General features: G+C 70.1%; 16 protein-coding genes. 14 read left to right on the top strand and 2 right to left on the bottom strand.

Features of this window, described 5'->3' with window-relative positions:
- The first annotated feature begins 235 nt into the window (after window positions 1-235).
- The 8 genes from infC to HBK84_RS08325 all read left to right on the top strand — a co-directional run bounded on the left by infC (window position 236) and on the right by HBK84_RS08325 (window position 7,846).
- Window positions 236-1,186: a translation initiation factor IF-3 gene (gene infC, locus HBK84_RS08360; RefSeq protein WP_240505628.1), complete on the top strand. Its 951-nt coding sequence runs from the start codon at window positions 236-238 to the stop codon at window positions 1,184-1,186.
- A gap of 118 nt (window positions 1,187-1,304) precedes the next feature.
- On the top strand, window positions 1,305-1,502 hold the full coding sequence (rpmI, locus tag HBK84_RS08355) for a 50S ribosomal protein L35 (RefSeq protein WP_035963278.1): 198 nt from the start codon (window positions 1,305-1,307) through the stop codon (window positions 1,500-1,502).
- Window positions 1,503-1,594: 92 nt separating this feature from the next.
- Window positions 1,595-1,981, top strand: coding sequence for a 50S ribosomal protein L20 (gene rplT, locus HBK84_RS08350; RefSeq protein ID WP_035963276.1), 387 nt, complete (start codon window positions 1,595-1,597; stop codon window positions 1,979-1,981).
- Window positions 1,982-1,989: 8 nt separating this feature from the next.
- A complete protein-coding gene (locus HBK84_RS08345; RefSeq protein WP_240505629.1) occupies window positions 1,990-2,946 on the top strand; it encodes an RNA methyltransferase in 957 nt (318 codons plus the stop codon).
- Between the two features lie 48 nt (window positions 2,947-2,994).
- Window positions 2,995-3,438 carry a (deoxy)nucleoside triphosphate pyrophosphohydrolase gene (locus HBK84_RS08340; RefSeq protein ID WP_085106701.1) on the top strand — a complete coding sequence of 148 codons (444 nt, stop codon included), beginning with the start codon at window positions 2,995-2,997 and terminating at the stop codon, window positions 3,436-3,438.
- Window positions 3,439-3,587: 149 nt separating this feature from the next.
- Window positions 3,588-4,646 (top strand): phenylalanine--tRNA ligase subunit alpha, encoded by a 1,059-nt coding sequence (gene pheS, locus HBK84_RS08335; RefSeq protein WP_064845938.1) that lies wholly within the window; start codon window positions 3,588-3,590, stop codon window positions 4,644-4,646.
- Window positions 4,647-4,650: 4 nt separating this feature from the next.
- A complete protein-coding gene (pheT, locus tag HBK84_RS08330; protein WP_167318640.1) occupies window positions 4,651-7,203 on the top strand; it encodes a phenylalanine--tRNA ligase subunit beta in 2,553 nt (850 codons plus the stop codon).
- A 31-nt stretch (window positions 7,204-7,234) separates the two neighbouring features.
- On the top strand, window positions 7,235-7,846 hold the full coding sequence (locus HBK84_RS08325) for a hypothetical protein (RefSeq protein ID WP_144932657.1): 612 nt from the start codon (window positions 7,235-7,237) through the stop codon (window positions 7,844-7,846).
- Window positions 7,847-7,915: 69 nt separating this feature from the next.
- Here HBK84_RS08325 and HBK84_RS08320 read toward each other — a convergent pair whose 3' ends face one another.
- On the bottom strand, window positions 7,916-8,893 hold the full coding sequence (locus tag HBK84_RS08320; RefSeq protein ID WP_167318639.1) for a quinone oxidoreductase: 978 nt from the start codon (window positions 8,891-8,893) through the stop codon (window positions 7,916-7,918).
- A gap of 204 nt (window positions 8,894-9,097) precedes the next feature.
- Here HBK84_RS08320 and argC point away from each other — a divergent pair, with 204 nt between their 5' ends.
- Genes argC through HBK84_RS08290 form a run of 6 tightly spaced genes read left to right on the top strand, consistent with a single transcriptional unit; the run spans window position 9,098 to window position 15,116 of the window.
- Complete coding sequence (gene argC, locus HBK84_RS08315; protein WP_064845981.1) at window positions 9,098-10,147, top strand: N-acetyl-gamma-glutamyl-phosphate reductase; 1,050 nt, start codon at window positions 9,098-9,100, stop codon at window positions 10,145-10,147.
- A 44-nt stretch (window positions 10,148-10,191) separates the two neighbouring features.
- Window positions 10,192-11,397, top strand: a complete 1,206-nt coding sequence (gene argJ, locus HBK84_RS08310; protein WP_167318638.1) for a bifunctional glutamate N-acetyltransferase/amino-acid acetyltransferase ArgJ — start codon at window positions 10,192-10,194, stop codon at window positions 11,395-11,397.
- A 10-nt stretch (window positions 11,398-11,407) separates the two neighbouring features.
- Entirely contained in the window at window positions 11,408-12,358 is a 951-nt protein-coding gene (gene argB / locus HBK84_RS08305) for an acetylglutamate kinase (RefSeq protein WP_085106707.1), read from the top strand.
- On the top strand, window positions 12,355-13,617 hold the full coding sequence (locus tag HBK84_RS08300) for an acetylornithine transaminase (RefSeq protein WP_167318637.1): 1,263 nt from the start codon (window positions 12,355-12,357) through the stop codon (window positions 13,615-13,617). Before argB ends, HBK84_RS08300 begins: the two co-directional genes overlap by 4 nt.
- Before the next feature lie 36 nt (window positions 13,618-13,653).
- Complete coding sequence (gene argF, locus HBK84_RS08295) at window positions 13,654-14,625, top strand: ornithine carbamoyltransferase (protein WP_167318636.1); 972 nt, start codon at window positions 13,654-13,656, stop codon at window positions 14,623-14,625.
- Entirely contained in the window at window positions 14,622-15,116 is a 495-nt protein-coding gene (locus HBK84_RS08290) for an arginine repressor (RefSeq protein WP_064845925.1), read from the top strand. The genes argF and HBK84_RS08290 overlap by 4 nt, the downstream gene beginning before the upstream one ends.
- Before the next feature lie 109 nt (window positions 15,117-15,225).
- On the opposite strand, the gene HBK84_RS08285 is transcribed toward HBK84_RS08290, so the two are convergent.
- On the bottom strand, window positions 15,226-15,657 hold the full coding sequence (locus HBK84_RS08285) for an ankyrin repeat domain-containing protein (RefSeq protein ID WP_085106711.1): 432 nt from the start codon (window positions 15,655-15,657) through the stop codon (window positions 15,226-15,228).
- Window positions 15,658-15,682 lie beyond the last annotated feature (25 nt).

The following is a 15,682-nucleotide window of genomic DNA, read 5'->3' as shown; positions in this document are numbered from 1 at the left end:
CGAGTGACGCGATCACTCGGCACCAGGTGCCCGGGTTCGTGACCGAACAACCACGCCGTTTTCATGACGGTCGTGTCATCTCGGTCTCTGTGTGGTTCTCACCTCCGCTCGCGCGTGCCGCAGCGGAGGTTTTTCGTTGTGGTCCAGGACCCAACCACGGGGAAACCCACGAACTCAGGAGCTTGGCATTAGCGATCCACGTATCAATGACAGAATCCGTGTCCCGGAAGTCCGCTTGGTCGGACCTGGCGGCGAGCAGGTCGGCATCGTTCGCGTGCAGGACGCGCTGCGGCTGGCCCGAGAATCGGATCTCGATCTGGTCGAGGTCGCACCCAACGCCAAGCCCCCCGTGGCCAAGCTCATGGACTTCGGCAAGTACAAGTACGAAGCTGCGGTCAAGGCTCGTGAAGCGCGCAAGAACCAGGCCAACACGGTGCTCAAGGAAGTGCGTTTCCGGTTGAAGATCGACACGCACGACTACGAGACCAAGGTGGGTCACGCCAAGCGCTTCCTCTCCGCGGGGGACAAGGTCAAGGCCATGATCCAGTTCCGCGGTCGTGAGCAGCAGCGCCCCGCGATGGGTGTGCGCCTGCTCGAGCGGCTCGCGGAAGACGTCGCCGAGGTCGGTGTCGTGGAGACCGCGCCCCGCGTGGACGGTCGCAACATGGTCATGGTCATCGGTCCGCTCAAGAACAAAGCGGAGGCTCGGGCCGAGGCCCGCAAGCAGAAGCAGCGGGAGACGTCGCAGTCCGAGAACCAGCGCAAGCAGCGGGTGGACACCTCTACTGCCGAGTCCGTGACCCAGTCCATCGGGGACGCGTTCCCGGCGGAACTGCGTCAGGCGGCCACCGTGCAGGCGGAGAGCTCGCAGAGCGCTCCCATCGCGGCGGAGGACAAGGTCCAGGAGACCGTGGCGTCGGCGTCCGGTACCGAAGCCACCCAGGCTCCGGCGCAGCCCGAGGCTTCTGCACAGCAGGCCACCGCGGACGCCAAGGTCGCAGCGGCCAAGCCGGCGGCGGCGCAGGCGGGTACCGCATCGACGTCGTCACCCAAGCCCGCAGCGAGCCCCAAGCCCGCTGCAAGCGCGAAGCCGAGCGCGAAGCCCGCACCCGCCACGCCGAGCGCGGCGGCCAAGCCCGCGGCGCCGAAGCCTGGGGCTCCCAAGCCCGGGCCCGCCAAGAAGTAATCGCGGCACAGGAATTGACAGCGTTGGGCGTGTGATCGCCCGACACCAGCGTGGTCGCGGCCGTGTGCCGCGACCCACCGGTGTGCCCCACCGGTCGATGTAAAAGGAGACGGTCACCATGCCGAAGATGAAGACCCACAGCGGTGCCAAGAAGCGTTTCAAGCTCACCGGTTCGGGCAAGGTCAAGCGCCAGCAGGCCAACCGCCGCCACTACCTGGAACACAAGTCCTCGCGTCTGACCCGCCGTCTCGCGGGCGACCAGATCGTCTCCACCCCGGGTGAGGCCAAGGCCATCAAGCGGATGCTGGCCAAGTAGGCCCTTCCTCTTCCATTTCGTCAGCGCCGCGTTTGCGCGGCGGGTAGTCATGTTCCGGCAGGGGTCGGAACCGAATCGTTAGGAGTACGCACGTGGCACGTGTGAAGCGGGCGGTCAATGCCCACAAGAAGCGTCGTGAAGTTCTGGAGAAGGCCTCGGGCTACCGCGGTCAGCGGTCCCGGTTGTACCGCAAGGCCAAGGAGCAGATGCTCCACTCGTACACCTACTCCTACAACGACCGTCGCAAGAAGAAGGGCGACTTCCGTCGGCTGTGGATCCAGCGCATCAACGCCGCCGCCCGCGCGAATGGTCTGACCTACAACCGCTTCATCCAGGGCCTGAAGGCCGCTGAGGTCGAGGTGGACCGTCGCATGCTGGCCGAGCTGGCCGTGAGCGACGAGAACGCGTTCGCGACCCTGGTCCGCGTGGCCAAGGACGCCCTGCCGGAGGACACCTCCGCGCCCCGCACCGCCGCCTGAGTGCCGCTGTGACGTTCGTCGAGCGCCTGGAAGACCGGTTGCTGTCCAACCCCCGAGCCGATCGGGTCAAGGACGTGGCCGCGTTGACCAGGCGCTCGATGCGTTCCAAGCGCGGATTGTTCCGCGCCGAGGGCCCGCAGAACGTGCGCGAGGCGGTCCGTCTCGCGCTCGCGGATCTCCCCGCTCCCGGGCTGCCGCGGCTCGACGCCGTGTACGTGACCCTGCAGGAACTCGACCGGCACCCGGGGATCGCTGCGGATCTTGCCGCGGTCGCCGACCGCGGTGACGTGTTCGTCCGGGCGGTCACCCCGGAGGTACTCGCGGCCATGACCGATGCGGTCACGCCGCAGGGGATGCTGGCGGTGTGCCGCTTCCCTTCCTCTGCTTTGGACGCGTCTGAGGCGTCGGGCTCCTCTGACGACGTCGCTCGCGCCCTCGGTGCCGCACGCCTGGTGGGCATGCTGGTCCGGGTGCAGGACCCGGGTAACGCCGGCACCGTGATCCGTACCGCGGACGCCGCCGGCGCAGATGCCGTGCTGTGCACTCCCGGCACCGTGGACCCGTTCAACCCGAAATCCGTGCGCTCCTCTGCGGGGTCGCTGTTCCACGTCCCGGTGTTCACGGGCATGGAACTCGCCGAGGTCGTCGCGGTGGCTCGTGAGCACGGCATGGGTGTGCTCGCCGCGGACGGTTATGCCTCCATGACGGTCTCCGAGCTGGCCGACGCCGCGGTGCTGCGCGCCGCGGGCATTTCTTCGGGGGACGTGGCGTATCCCCTCGAGCAGCCCACCGCGTGGCTGTTCGGTAATGAGGCGCAGGGACTGTCGGAAGCGGAGGTCGCGGCCGCGGATCTGTCTGTGGCGGTGCCGCTGTACGGGGCCGCCGAATCGCTCAACGTGGCCACCGCTGCGACCGTGTGCCTGTATGCATCGGCGCAAGCCCAGCGCCGGATTTTCGATCACTGACGCTTCTCTCTCCGCGCTGTCCGAATTGTCGGTGACACACTGAACACCATGACTTCCGATCTCCCCGCGCGCTTCCGGACCCAGGTGGTCGGGGCGGCCCTGCTCGACGACGCACATCACCCCACCGCGTTCCTCGCCGCCCAGCGCGCCTACCCCGAGACATTGCGCGGGCTGTGGGAATTCCCGGGCGGCAAGCAGGAACCGGAGGAGAGCGCCGAGGACGCACTCGTGCGCGAATGCGCGGAGGAGCTGTCGGTGCGGGTGGAGCTTCTGGCTGAAATCTCAGGCCCCCATGCTCAGGGATGGCCACTGTCCGAGAAGGCCGCGATGCGAGTGTGGACCGGAACCACTGCGGATACACCCGTGGTGGGCACCGATCACCTGGCCGTGCGGTGGGTTCCGTCGAGCGACCCCGACGCCGTACTGGCCTTGCCGTGGATCCCGGCGGACCTTCCGATCGTGCGGGCATTGCTGGGACAGCTCGCCCCATGACCCCGCCGGGTCAGCGGACGCCATGGGTCCTCCACTAGACTGACCCTGCCCGCACCGGCCACGCTGCGGGCATTTGCACGAAAAGCGGCTCACCCACCGGGAGAGCGAGCTAGTGAGAACACCGTCCGCCAGTAGGAACGCGAGAAACCATGTCCGAGACCACACCGTCCGCCGCGGTGGACCCCACCGACGAGGCCGGGGTGACGGCCGCCCTCGAGCACGCACTGCGTGAGATCGAGGCCGCCGCCGACCTCTCCGAGCTGAAGACCGTTCGCCTGGCCCACACGGGGGAGAAATCCCCGCTGGCGCTGGCCAACCGTGCGATCGGTGGGCTGGACAAGGCCGCCAAGGCCACCGCGGGCAAACTGGTGGGGCAGGCCCGCGGACGCGTGAACAAGGCACTCGCGGCACGCGCCACCGTGCTCGAGGAGGAGAGGGATGCCCGCATCCTCGTGGAGGAAGCGGTGGACGTCACGGCGGCCACGCGGCGTCGCCGGCTGGGCGGACGGCACCCCCTGACCAACCTGATGGACCACATCGGGGACATCTTCGTGGGTATGGGTTGGGAGGTCGCGGAGGGACCGGAGCTCGAGCACGAGTGGTTCAACTTCGACTCGCTGAACTTCAAGCCGGACCACCCGGCGCGGCAGATGCAGGACACGTTCTTCGTGGACCCGCCGTCGTCACACCTGGTGCTGCGCACCCACACCTCACCCGTGCAGATGCGCTCGCTGCTGGAGCGCGAGCTGCCGGTGTATGTGGTGTGCCCGGGCAAGACCTACCGCACGGATGAACTGGACGCGACTCACACCCCGGTGTTCCACCAGGTGGAGGGCATCGCCGTGGACGAAGGGCTGTCCATGGCGGACCTCAAGGGCACCCTCACCCACTTCGCGCGCACCATGTTCGGCCCGGAGGCCGCGATCCGGTTGCGGCCCAACTACTTCCCCTTTACCGAACCCTCCGCGGAGCTGGACGTGTGGCACCCCACCGCCAAGGGCGGACCGCGGTGGATTGAGTGGGGTGGCTGCGGCATGATGCACCCCAACGTGCTGCGGGCCGCGGGGATCGACCCCGAGCGCTACTCGGGGTTCGCGTTCGGCATGGGCATCGAGCGGACCCTGATGTTCCGCAACAACGTCCCGGACATGCACGACATGGTCGAGGGCGACGTCCGTTTCAGCGAACACTTCGGGATGGAGATCTAGAGCAATGCGAGTTCCTTTGTCATGGCTGCGCGAGTACGCGCCCGTTCCCGAGGACGCCACCGCGGAGGACGTCCTGGCCACCCTCGTGAAGGTGGGTCTTGAGGAGGAGGACGTCCACCGCCCCTCCGACTCCCTCTCCGGTCCGATCGTGGTGGGCCAGGTGCTCTCCATGGAGCCCGAGACCCACTCCAACGGCAAGACCGTGAACTGGTGCTCCGTGCGCGTGGTGCCGGAGGGCCATGAGCAGACGCTGACGGGCAAGGGCATCGACCCCTCGGGCGTCCAGGGAATCATTTGCGGTGCCCACAACTTCTCGGTGGGTGACAAGGTGGTCGTCGCCCTTCCGGGTGCGGTGCTGCCGGGTGACTTCAGGATCTCCGCGCGCAAGACCTACGGCCACATCTCGGCAGGCATGATCGCCTCCGTGCGCGAGCTCGGCATTGGCGACGACCACGACGGCATCCTGGTGCTGTCTCGGATCGGGTTGGACCCCGAGATCGGCTCCGACGCCCTGGAGCTGCTGGGTCTCTACGACTCGGCGGCGGAGGTCAACGTGACCCCGGACCGCGGGTACGCGTTCTCGATCCGCGGGATCGCCCGCGAGTACTGCCACGCGGTGCGCGCACCGTTCACGGATCCCGTGGCGGAGCTCGCGCCGCGGGTGCCCGCGTCCACCGAGGACGGGTTCCCCGTGACCGTGTCCGACGACGCCCCGATCCACGGCCGCGCCGGGTGCAACCGCTTCGCGGTGCGCATCGTGGAGAACGTGGATCCATCCATCCCGTCCCCGCAGTGGCTCGTGTCGCGGTTGCGCCTGGCCGGGATCCGCTCCCTGAGCCTGCCCGTGGACATCTCCAACTACGTGATGCTCGAGTACGGCCAGCCGATCCATAACTACGACGCGGACACCCTGCAGGGCGGGATTACCGTGCGCCGTGCGCGGGCCGGCGAGAAACTGACCACGCTGGACGACAAGTCCCGTGAGCTGAACACCGAGGACCTCGTGATCGCGGACGAGTCCGGTCCCGTGGGCCTCGCCGGCGTCATGGGCGGTGCCGCGACCGAGGTCGGGGAGAACACCACGCGCGTGCTCGTGGAGGCCGCGCGCTTCGACGAGGTCTCGATCGCCCGCACCGCCCGCCGACACAAGCTTCCCTCGGAGGCGTCCAAGCGATACGAGCGCGGCGTGGACCCGCAGCTCGCGCCGGTTGCTGCGCAGCGCGTCGTCGACCTCCTCGTGGAGCTGGCCGGCGGCACGGACTTCGGGCGGGTCACGGACGTGGACCACACGGACCGCCCCGCCGCGATCGAGCTGCCCGCGGGCTACCCTGCGGCGCGCGTTGGAGTGGACTACTCTCCAGAGGTCGTCGAGCGCAGCCTCGTGGCCATCGGCGCCGAGGTCACGGAGACCGCGGACGGCTGGACCGTGGTCCCGCCGTCGTGGCGCCCGGATCTGCTCGAGAAGGAGGACCTCGTCGAGGAGGTCGCGCGTCTGGACGGCTACGACAAGATCCCCGATCGCCTCCCCGTGGCGCCTCCCGGGCGCGGCTTCACGCGCTCGCAGGCCGCACGACGCCGCGTGGCCAACACGCTGGCGGCCGCCGGGCTCACCGAGGTGCTCAGCTACCCGTTCGTGTCCCAGGCGGACAACGACCTGTGGGGCAGCGCGGACGGTGAGCACGTGGCGTCGATCAAGCTCGCGAACCCCATCAGCGAGGCCCAGTCCCTGCTGCGGGTGAGCATCCTGCCCGGGCTGCTCGAGGTGCTCAAGCGCAACCACTCGCGCGGGCTGCGGGACCTAGCCCTCTACGAGATGGGCCACGTGTTCCTCGCGGACGGCTACACCCCGGACACCCAGCCCATCCCGCCGCTCGGCGTGCGCCCGGCCGCTCCGGAGCTCGAACGGCTCGACGCCGCCGTCCCCGACCAGCCGCGCAGGCTCGCCGCGGTGCTCACGGGGCACGACGCCGCTGCAGGCCCGTGGGTTGCGCCGCGCACCCTGGACTGGCAGGACGCGCTCGACATCGCCGTGCTCGCCGCACGCAGCGTGGGCGTGGAGCTGAGGGTCACCCAGGGCTCGCATCACGCGTTCCACCCCGGGCGCACCGCGCAGCTGAGCACTCAGGACGGCGCCGTGATCGGTATGGCGGGAGAGCTGCACCCCAAGCTCGTCGCGGCCCAGGGTCTGCCCGAGCGCACGTGCGCCGTGGAACTCGACCTGTCCGCGCTGCTCGATCGTGAGGCCTCGGCGGTCACCGCCCAGGTGATCTCGGGCTACCCCGCGGCCACCCAGGATGTCGCACTCGTGGTGGACGCGAGCGTCCCCGCGGCGGACCTGCTGACCACGGTGCGTCGGGGAGCGGGCGAGTTGCTCGAAGCATCCGAGGTCTTCGACGTGTATGCGGGCAAGGGCATCCCCGAGGGCAAGAAGTCCGTGGCGATCGCCCTGCGGTTCCGGGCCGCGGACCGCACCCTCACCGCGGACGAGGCCTCCCAGGCCCGTGAGAACGCGGTGGATGCGGCCCACAGGGAGCACGGCGCTGAGATCCGAAGCTGATCACCCCCCACCAGCCAGGAGAAGTCATACCGTGAGCCACGACACCCAGGAACTCATCGATTTCGACGAGCACGACCAGGAGACACGACCCGGTGGTGCCCGAGGATGGTGGATCGTCCTCATCGTGCTGCTGGGGGCAGTCGTGACCCTGGCGCTGGGGTTGGCCTCGGCGTTGTCCTTCGACAAGGCCTCCCGGCTGGAGGAGTGGGCGGGGGAGTCGATGGTCGTCTCCGGGACGTACCAGACGCTCACCAAGGACCTCGTGACCCAGGACTACAACGGGATCTACGCGGGCATCATGCCCAAGAACGAGCTGACCGAACGCTACCCGTTCGACAACCGGCTCGACGATCCCGTCAAGAAGACCGAGGGGAACCAGATCACGTTCCGCGGCACCCAGACGGGTGTCCAGGACTCCGACTTCCCGCGGGAGGTGGACGCCCTGCTCGCGGAGCAGAACGGTCACCTGACGGTCGTGGAGACGGGCGAGCCCGGCTCCTACGGGGACAGCGGGGTGACGGACTCGATGGTCACCGGCCAGCGGGTCCGCGTCGCGGCACTCGGGATGGGCGCGCTGTTCTGCATCGGCCTCACGGCCTGGGGTGCGCGCCGCGTGCACCGCGGGGTGCGGGCAGGTACCTAGATCTCCGCTCCGGCACAAGCCGGTGGCGCACCGCCCCGTGGGCTCCCGGACCCACGGGGCGGTGTCGTCTCACGGCAGCAGCAGGAGCTTCCCCTGCGTGCCGCGGGATTCGAGGTCGCGGTGCGCGGCGGCGGCGTCGCCGAGCGGGTACGTGGCGCCCACCCGGACCTCGAGGCCCCCGGAGGTCACGGCGTCCATGAGCTCGCACCAGCGCCACGTGCGCTCGTCCCGGTCCCGCGTGTAGTAAGCCAGGGACGGGCGGGTCACGTAGAGCGCCCCGGAGCTGTTGAGCCGCTGCAGGTCCAGCGGGGGCACCTGGCCGGAGGAGCCCCCGAAGAGCACGGTGGTCCCGCGCACGCGGGTGGCCGCGAGGGATTCGTCGAAGGTCGTACGGCCCACAGAGTCATAGACCACGTCCGCGCCCAGGCCGTCCGTGAGCTCGCGCACGCGCTCGGCGAAGCCCTCGTAGCCGAGCACGTGGTCCGCGCCGAGGCGCTTGGCCGTCGCGGCCTTATCCGGGGTGGAGGTCAGCGCGATCACGGTGGCGCCGATGCGCTTGAGCAGCTGGATGGCGAGCCCGCCCACACCGCCGGAGGCCGCCGTGACCACCGCGGTCTGCCCGGGCTGCACGGGGAACGTGGACCGCACCAGGTAGTGCGCCGTGAGTCCCTGCAGGGGCAGTGCACCGGCGGTCTGAGGGTCCATGCCGTCCGGCACGGGTAGCGCCTTGTCCTCCTCCACCGTGAAGAACTGCGCGTACGTGCGGGTGGCCTCGGAGGTTGCCACGCGCTGACCGGTCCGCACGGTGGTGACCTCTGAGCCCACAGCCACGACCTCGCCGGTGCCCTCTGAGCCTGCCGTGAACGGGAAGTCCACGGGGTACACACCGGAGCGCTGGTAGGTCTCGATGAAGTTCACACCGGTGGCCTCGGTCCGCACGAGGACCTCCCGGGGGCCGGGCTCGGGGACGGGCACCTCGGCCGGGCGCAGCACCTCCGGGCCGCCGGGCTCCTGCGCGACGATCGCCTGCATCGTGGTCTCGCTCATGGTCAGTTCCTCCTCGCAGCGGGGTGCCGTGCTCGCAGAGGGGCACGACGGCGTTCCCGTCAGTCTCGCGCTGCGGCACCTCCCGGCACAAGGCAGTGCACGTCGGGGCGGTCGGCGGGGCGGGCGGTCATCCGCGCGGAGATTTGGAACGCGTTATGCATAAATATTGAGTGGAGTGCATAGGAATACGGTATGGTGGAGCCCATGACCTACACCGCTGCAGTCTCAGGCGCCACCGGCTACGCGGGGGGAGAGGTGCTCCGTCTGCTGTGCGGGCACCCGGACATCGAGATCGCCACCGTGGCGGCCCACTCCTCCGCCGGGCAGAAGCTCGGGGCGCTCCAGCCGCACCTGCACGCGCTCGCGGACAGGGACGTCGTCGAGTCCACCGCGCAGAACCTCACGGGCCACGACGTCGTGTTCCTGGCCCTGCCCCACGGTCAGTCCGCGGCGCTGGCCGAGCAGCTGCCCGCAGGCACGGTCGTGATCGACGCCGGGGCGGACCACCGGCTCGAGTCCGCCGAAGCGTGGGGAGCGTTCTACGGCTCAGACCACGCCGGCACGTGGCCCTACGGGCTGCCCGAGCTGCTCGTGGACCCGAACGGCCGCAAGCAGCGAGAGAACCTGCCCGGCGCCACCCGGATCGCCGTCCCTGGCTGCTACCCCACGGGATCGCTGCTCGCGCTGGCACCCGCGCTGGCGGCGGGACTGGTGTCTCCCCAGGACATCGTGATCGTGTCCGCGTCCGGGACCTCGGGCGCGGGCAAGGCCCTGAAACCTCACCTGCTCGGTGCCGAGACGATGGGGGGGATGTCCCCGTACGGCGTCGGCGGCGGGCACCGGCACACCCCGGAGATCGAACAGGGGCTGGGATGGGCGGCAGGTGAGGGCGTGCGGATCTCGTTCACCCCCACCCTGGCCCCCATGCCCCGCGGCATCCTCACCACGGCCACCGCCGCGCTGCGCCCGGGCACGACCGAGGAAGCTGTGCGGGAAGCCTACCGCGCCGCGTACGACGGCGAGCCGTTCGTCCACCTGTTGCCCGAGGGGCAGTGGCCCACCACCAAGTCGGTGCAGGCCTCGAACCACGTGGCGCTGCAGCTGGCCGTGGACCCGCACGCCGGGCGGCTCGTGGTGAGCGCGGCCATCGACAACCTGACCAAGGGGACGGCGGGAGCCGCCGTGCAGTCCCTCAACCTGGCCCTCGGTCTCCCCGAGACCTCGGGCCTCGCTGCGCAGGGCGTGGCACCGTGAATCCCGGGTTCCCGCTCGACCGCCCGTCCGAACCAGGAGCTGCGATGTCCTCGCACAACCCCTTTCCCGACGTCTCCGTGAGCACCGACTCCGGCGTGTGCGCCGCGGCCGGTTTCAGCGCCGCTGGCGTGGTGGCCGGCTTCAAGAAGTCGGGTGGCCGTGACCTCGCCTTGGTGGTCAACACCGGGCCCGACGACGCCGCGGCCGCCCAATTCACCAGCAATCGCGTGGCCGCCGCCCCCGTCCACTGGTCCCGCGAGGTGATCCGGCAGGGCCGTGCCCGCGCGGTGGTGCTCAACTCGGGCGGGGCGAACGCGTGCACCGGCCCGCAGGGCTTCCAGAACACGCACGAGACCGCCGAGCTGGTGGGTGGGCAGCTGGGCATCGGAGCAGGGGAGGTTCTGGTGTGCTCCACCGGGCTGATCGGGGAACAGCTGCCGATGGACGTCGTGCGCGGCGGGGTCCCGGCCGTCGTGGCCGCGCTCGCACCCGGGCAGCGTGCCGCGGCGGAGGCCGCGGAGGCCATCATGACCACGGACACCGTCCCCAAGCAGGCCTGCGTGAGCGGTGCAGGGTGGAGCGTGGGCGGCATGGCCAAGGGCGCGGGCATGCTGGCACCGGGGCTTGCCACCATGCTCGTGGTCCTCACGACCGACGCCGTCCTGAGCGCGGAGGAGCTCTCGCTCGCCCTGAAGGAGGCGTGCCGTGTCACGTTCAACCGCGCGGACTCGGACGGGTGCATGTCCACCAACGACACCGTGGTCCTGATGTCCTCCGGCGCCTCGGCGCAGCGCCCGGATCAGGGGGAGCTCACGCACGCACTGACCGCGGTGTGCCACAGCCTCGCGCAGCAGCTGATCACGGACGCGGAGGGCGCCTCCCACGACATCGCGATCACCACGGTGGGTGCGGCCACGGAGACCGAGGCGGAGGACGTCTCCCGCACGGTGGCCCGCTCCAACCTGTTCAAGACAGCGGTGTTCGGTAACGACCCCAACTGGGGGCGTGTGCTCTCGGCGGTGGGCACCACGGACGCCCAGTTCGACCCCGACCGGATCGACGTCACCATCAACGGCGTGACGGTGTGCCGCAACGGCGCGATCGGTGATCCGCGCGAGGGCGTGGACCTCGCGGCGTCGCGCGCTGTGGACGTCCTCATTGACCTCAAGGCCGGGGACGCGAGCGCGACCGTGTGGACCAACGACCTCACCCATAACTACGTCGAGGAGAACAGCGCCTACTCCAGCTAGCGCGCCCACCATGTCACGACTCAGCGATAACACCAGGTACGAGACGGCCCGCTCGAAGGCGGAGACCCTCATGGAGGCCCTGCCGTGGATCCAGCGCTACGCGGGATCCACCATGGTCTTCAAGTACGGCGGCAACGCCATGATCAACGACGACCTGCGGCGCGCCTTCGCGGAGGACATGGTTTTCCTGCGCCACGTGGGCATCCGCCCGGTCGTGGTCCACGGCGGCGGCCCGCAGATCAGCGCGATGCTCGAGTCCCTGAACATCCCGTCCGAGTTCAAGGACGGTCTGCGCGTGACCACGCCCGAGGCCATGTCGGTCATCCGCATGGTCCTCACCGGGCAGGTGGGGCGGGAACTCGTGGGCCTGATCAACGCCCACGGCCCGTACGCGGTGGGCATGTCCGGCGAGGACGCGGGGCTGCTGCAGGCGCGCCGCGTGCGCACCGGGTCCGACGGCGCGCCCCTGGACCTCGGTCTCGTCGGTACCGTCACGCGCGTCAACACGGTCGCGGTCGAGCAGCTGCTGGACATCGGCAAGATCCCGGTCATCGCCTCGATCGCCCCGGAGCTCGCGGATTCGGACGACGACGCCGCGGGGCGGGGTGCGCTCACGGGGCAAGTCCTCAACGTCAATGCGGACACGGCGGCCGCCGAGGTCGCCGTGGCCCTGGGCGCGGAGAAGTTCGTGGCCCTCACAGACGTCGAGGGGCTCTACGCGGACTGGCCGGATCGCTCGTCGCTGATCTCGTCCCTATCCGCGGCGGAACTGCGTGAGATGCTGCCGGAGCTCGAATCGGGGATGATCCCCAAGATGCGGGCGGCTCTGCGAGCGGTGGACGGCGGTGTGCCGCGCGCGAGCATCGTGGACGGGCGCACGGAGCACTCGTCCCTGTTGGAGATCTTCACGGACACGGGTATCGGCACAGAGGTCACACCGGACGGAGTTGAGCACTCATGAGCAACCAGGACGAACTGCTGGGGGAGTACAAGGAACACCTTCTGGGAGTGTTCGGGGATCCATCACTCGTGCTCGTGTCGGGCGAGGGCGTGCACGTCACCGATGCCAACGGCAAGCGGTACCTCGACCTGCTCGCGGGGATCGCGGTGAACGCCCTGGGCCACGCGCACCCCGCGTGGGTGCGGGCGGTCTCGGAGCAAGCGGGAACCCTTGCGCACATCTCCAACCTGTTCACGTCCCCGGGCAGTATCCACCTGGCCGAGAAACTGCTCAAGGTCACGGGGGCGCCCGAGGGCTCCCACGTGTTCTTTGCGAACTCGGGCTCGGAGGCGAACGAGGCCGCGTTCAAGCTCGCGCGCCGCCACGGCCGCGCGCACCCGGACGCGCAGGGTCGGCCCCGGACGCGTGTGCTCGCACTCGAGAACTCGTTCCACGGCCGGACCATGGGATCCCTGTCACTTACGGCCAAGGCGGCCTACCGCGAACCGTTCGAACCGCTGCCCGCCGGGGTCACCCACATCCCGGCCACGGCGGAGGCCCTCGAGCGCGAACTCGACGACACCGTGAGTGCGGTGATCGTAGAACCCGTCCAGGGCGAGGCCGGCGTGCACGGGCTACCCGAGGGGTTCCTGGCACTGGCCCGCAGGCTCACGCAGGAGCGCGGTGCACTGCTGATCGTGGACGAGGTGCAGTCCGGGATGGGCCGCACCGGCGCGTGGCTCGCCGCCACCGCCCAGCTGCCCCGGGGTGAGTTCCCGGATGCTGTGACGTTCGCCAAGGGGCTCGGTGGCGGGTTCCCCGTGGGGGCCATGCTCACGGCGGGACCGGAGGTCTCGGCCCTACTGGGAGCGGGTCAGCACGGCACCACGTTCGGGGGCAACCCCCTGGCGATGGCCGCGGGACTCGCGACTGTCACGACCCTCGAGAACGAGAACCTGCTCGTCAACGCCCGGGAGGTGGGAGCCCACCTCGCGCAGCGGCTGCGGGAGGTTCCCGGCGTGGGGGAGGTCCGCCAGTACGGTCTGTTGGTCGGCGTGGACCTCGTCGCGGAGAACACCGAGGACGCGGAGAACGCCGGGACCTCCGGGGACCCCATGGCCCAGCGCGTCGTCGCCGCCGCGCGCGAGGCGGGATTCATCCTCAACGCCACCGGACCCACCACGCTGCGTCTGGCGCCGCCTCTCATCATCACTGCGGAGCAGGCGGACACATTCGTCGAGGCCCTGCCGCATGTGCTCAAGACCGTCCGCGCCCGCTGAGCCCCGGACAGCACCACACCCGAAGGAGAATCCCCCGTGCCCCGTCACTTCCTGGTCGACACCGATCTCACCCCCGAGGAACAGTCCGGGGTCCTGGACCTTGCCGCCGCGCTCAAGGCGGACCGGTTCTCCCGCCGCCCGCTCGCGGGTCCGCAGACCGTGGGGATCATCTTCGACAAGACCTCCACCCGCACCCGCGTCTCGTTCGCGGCCGGGGTGAGCGACCTGGGCGGCAACCCGCTGATCATCAACCCGGGGGAGTCCCAGCTGGGCCACAAGGAAACCGTCGCGGATAGCGCCCGCGTGCTCTCCCGGATGCTCGCGGCGATCGTGTGGCGCACGTACGCGCAGTCCGGGCTCGAGGAGATGGCCGAGTTCAGCGACGTCCCGGTGATCAACGCCCTGTCCGACGACTACCACCCGTGCCAGATCCTCGCGGACCTGCTGACGCTGCGCGAGGAGTTCGGGGACGTGGCCGGGTGCACCCTGGTTTACCTGGGGGACGCCGCCAACAACATGGCGAACTCCTACCTGCTCGGCTGCGCCACGGCCGGCATGCACGTGCGCGTGGCCGGACCGGAAGGCTACCTGCCGCGCGAGGACGTCGTCGCCGCGGCCCGCGAACGTGCCGAGCTCACCGGCGGCTCGGTGCTCGTGACCACGGACGCGAGAGAGGCGCTGAAGGACGCGGACGCCGTCGTCACCGACACGTGGGTGTCCATGGGCCAGGAGAGCGAGAAAACCGAGCGCGCGCAGATCTTCACGCCGTACTCCGTGACCTCCGAGGCCATGGCGCTCGCGGCCGACGACGCCGTGTTCCTGCACTGCCTGCCCGCCTACCGCGGCTTCGAGGTCGCCGCGGACGTGATCGACGGCCCCGCGTCCCGGGTGTGGGACGAGGCCGAGAACCGGGTGCACGCGCAGAAGGCCCTGCTCACGTTCCTGCTGGATTCCTCGGGACTGGCCGCGGACCTGCCCGCCGCCTTGCGCCGGGAGGAGGCACGGTGAGCATCCCCACGACCAAGACGGCGCGCCAGGCCCGGATCCTCGAACTTGTGACCGGAGGAGACGTCCACTCGCAGGCCGAACTGGCCGAACTGCTCGCGGCGGACGGCATCCAGGTGACCCAGGCGACCCTGTCCCGGGACCTCGTGGAACTCGAGGCGGTGCGCGTGCGCTCCGCGAGCGGGGGCATGGTCTACGCGGTTCCCCAGGCGGGGGTGGACCGGTCCCCGACCAGCGGCGTCACCCGCGAGAGCACCGACGCCAAGCTCGCCGCACTGTGCCGCGAGCTGCTCGTGACGGCCGAGGGCAGCGCCAACCTCGTGATCCTGCGCACCCCGCCCGGGGCCGCGCAGTACTTCGCCTCGGCGATCGACCACTCGCTGCTCCCCGAGGTGCTCGGCACCATTGCCGGGGACGACACCATCATGGTAGTCAGCCGGGATCCCCAGGGCGGGGAGCAGCTCGCGCGGAAGTTCCTGGACCTCGCCCGCTGAGCGCGCCCACCAGGCACGCGGACGACGCCGCCCGCGCGCCGTCCGCGCCCGTGCCACCTCCCGGCGGTGGGCCCCCAGCCCCTGGAAGAGCAGGTGCCGTCCGCCCGGTTCAGGCCTCGCGCGTCTCGTAGCTCTCCAGCAGCGGCAGCAGGTGCTCCTGGCCGAAGACGCGGGCCACGTCCTGTGCGTGCTGGTGACCCGTGGCCTGGCCCGCCCCCGCCTCGAGCAGCGCGCGGGCAATGGGCTCGTTGCCGCGGAACACCGCACAGACCAGGGCAGTGAAGCCCATGTCGCTCACGCGCTCGGTGTCCGCGCCGCGGGCGAGCAGCATGGCCACCGTCTCCTCGCGCTCCAGGTACGCCGCCAGGTTCAGCAGGGTGTCCCCCTTGCTGTTCGTGAGGTTGACCGGCACCCCGGCGTCGAGCGCAGAGCTCAGCAGCTGGGTGTCGCCGTTGCGGGCGGCGTCGAACAGGGATGAGACGTAGGCCAGCTCCGCCTCGGTGAATTGGGGGCTCTGCGCGTTGCTGTGCTGGTCGGTCACGGGGGATCCTCCTGTGCGGGGGCCA

The organism is Kocuria sp. KD4 (genome assembly GCF_011769905.1).
GTDB classification, from domain to species: domain Bacteria; phylum Actinomycetota; class Actinomycetes; order Actinomycetales; family Micrococcaceae; genus Kocuria; species Kocuria marina.
This window is presented reverse-complemented; position numbering and strand designations above follow the sequence as displayed.

What these genes read in the sequence shown, in the direction of transcription:
- pheT (WP_167318640.1), top strand. Translation starts at nt 4,651, where the DNA reads ATGCGAGTTCCTTTGTCATGGCTGCGCGAGTACGCGCCCGTTCCCGAG.
- argC (WP_064845981.1), top strand. Translation starts at nt 9,098, where the DNA reads ATGACCTACACCGCTGCAGTCTCAGGCGCCACCGGCTACGCGGGGGGA.
- HBK84_RS08300 (WP_167318637.1), top strand. Translation starts at nt 12,355, where the DNA reads ATGAGCAACCAGGACGAACTGCTGGGGGAGTACAAGGAACACCTTCTG.
- argB (WP_085106707.1), top strand. Translation starts at nt 11,408, where the DNA reads ATGTCACGACTCAGCGATAACACCAGGTACGAGACGGCCCGCTCGAAG.
- HBK84_RS08320 (WP_167318639.1), bottom strand. Translation starts at nt 8,893, where the DNA reads ATGAGCGAGACCACGATGCAGGCGATCGTCGCGCAGGAGCCCGGCGGC.
- pheS (WP_064845938.1), top strand. Translation starts at nt 3,588, where the DNA reads ATGTCCGAGACCACACCGTCCGCCGCGGTGGACCCCACCGACGAGGCC.
- argJ (WP_167318638.1), top strand. Translation starts at nt 10,192, where the DNA reads ATGTCCTCGCACAACCCCTTTCCCGACGTCTCCGTGAGCACCGACTCC.
- rpmI (WP_035963278.1), top strand. Translation starts at nt 1,305, where the DNA reads ATGCCGAAGATGAAGACCCACAGCGGTGCCAAGAAGCGTTTCAAGCTC.
- HBK84_RS08340 (WP_085106701.1), top strand. Translation starts at nt 2,995, where the DNA reads ATGACTTCCGATCTCCCCGCGCGCTTCCGGACCCAGGTGGTCGGGGCG.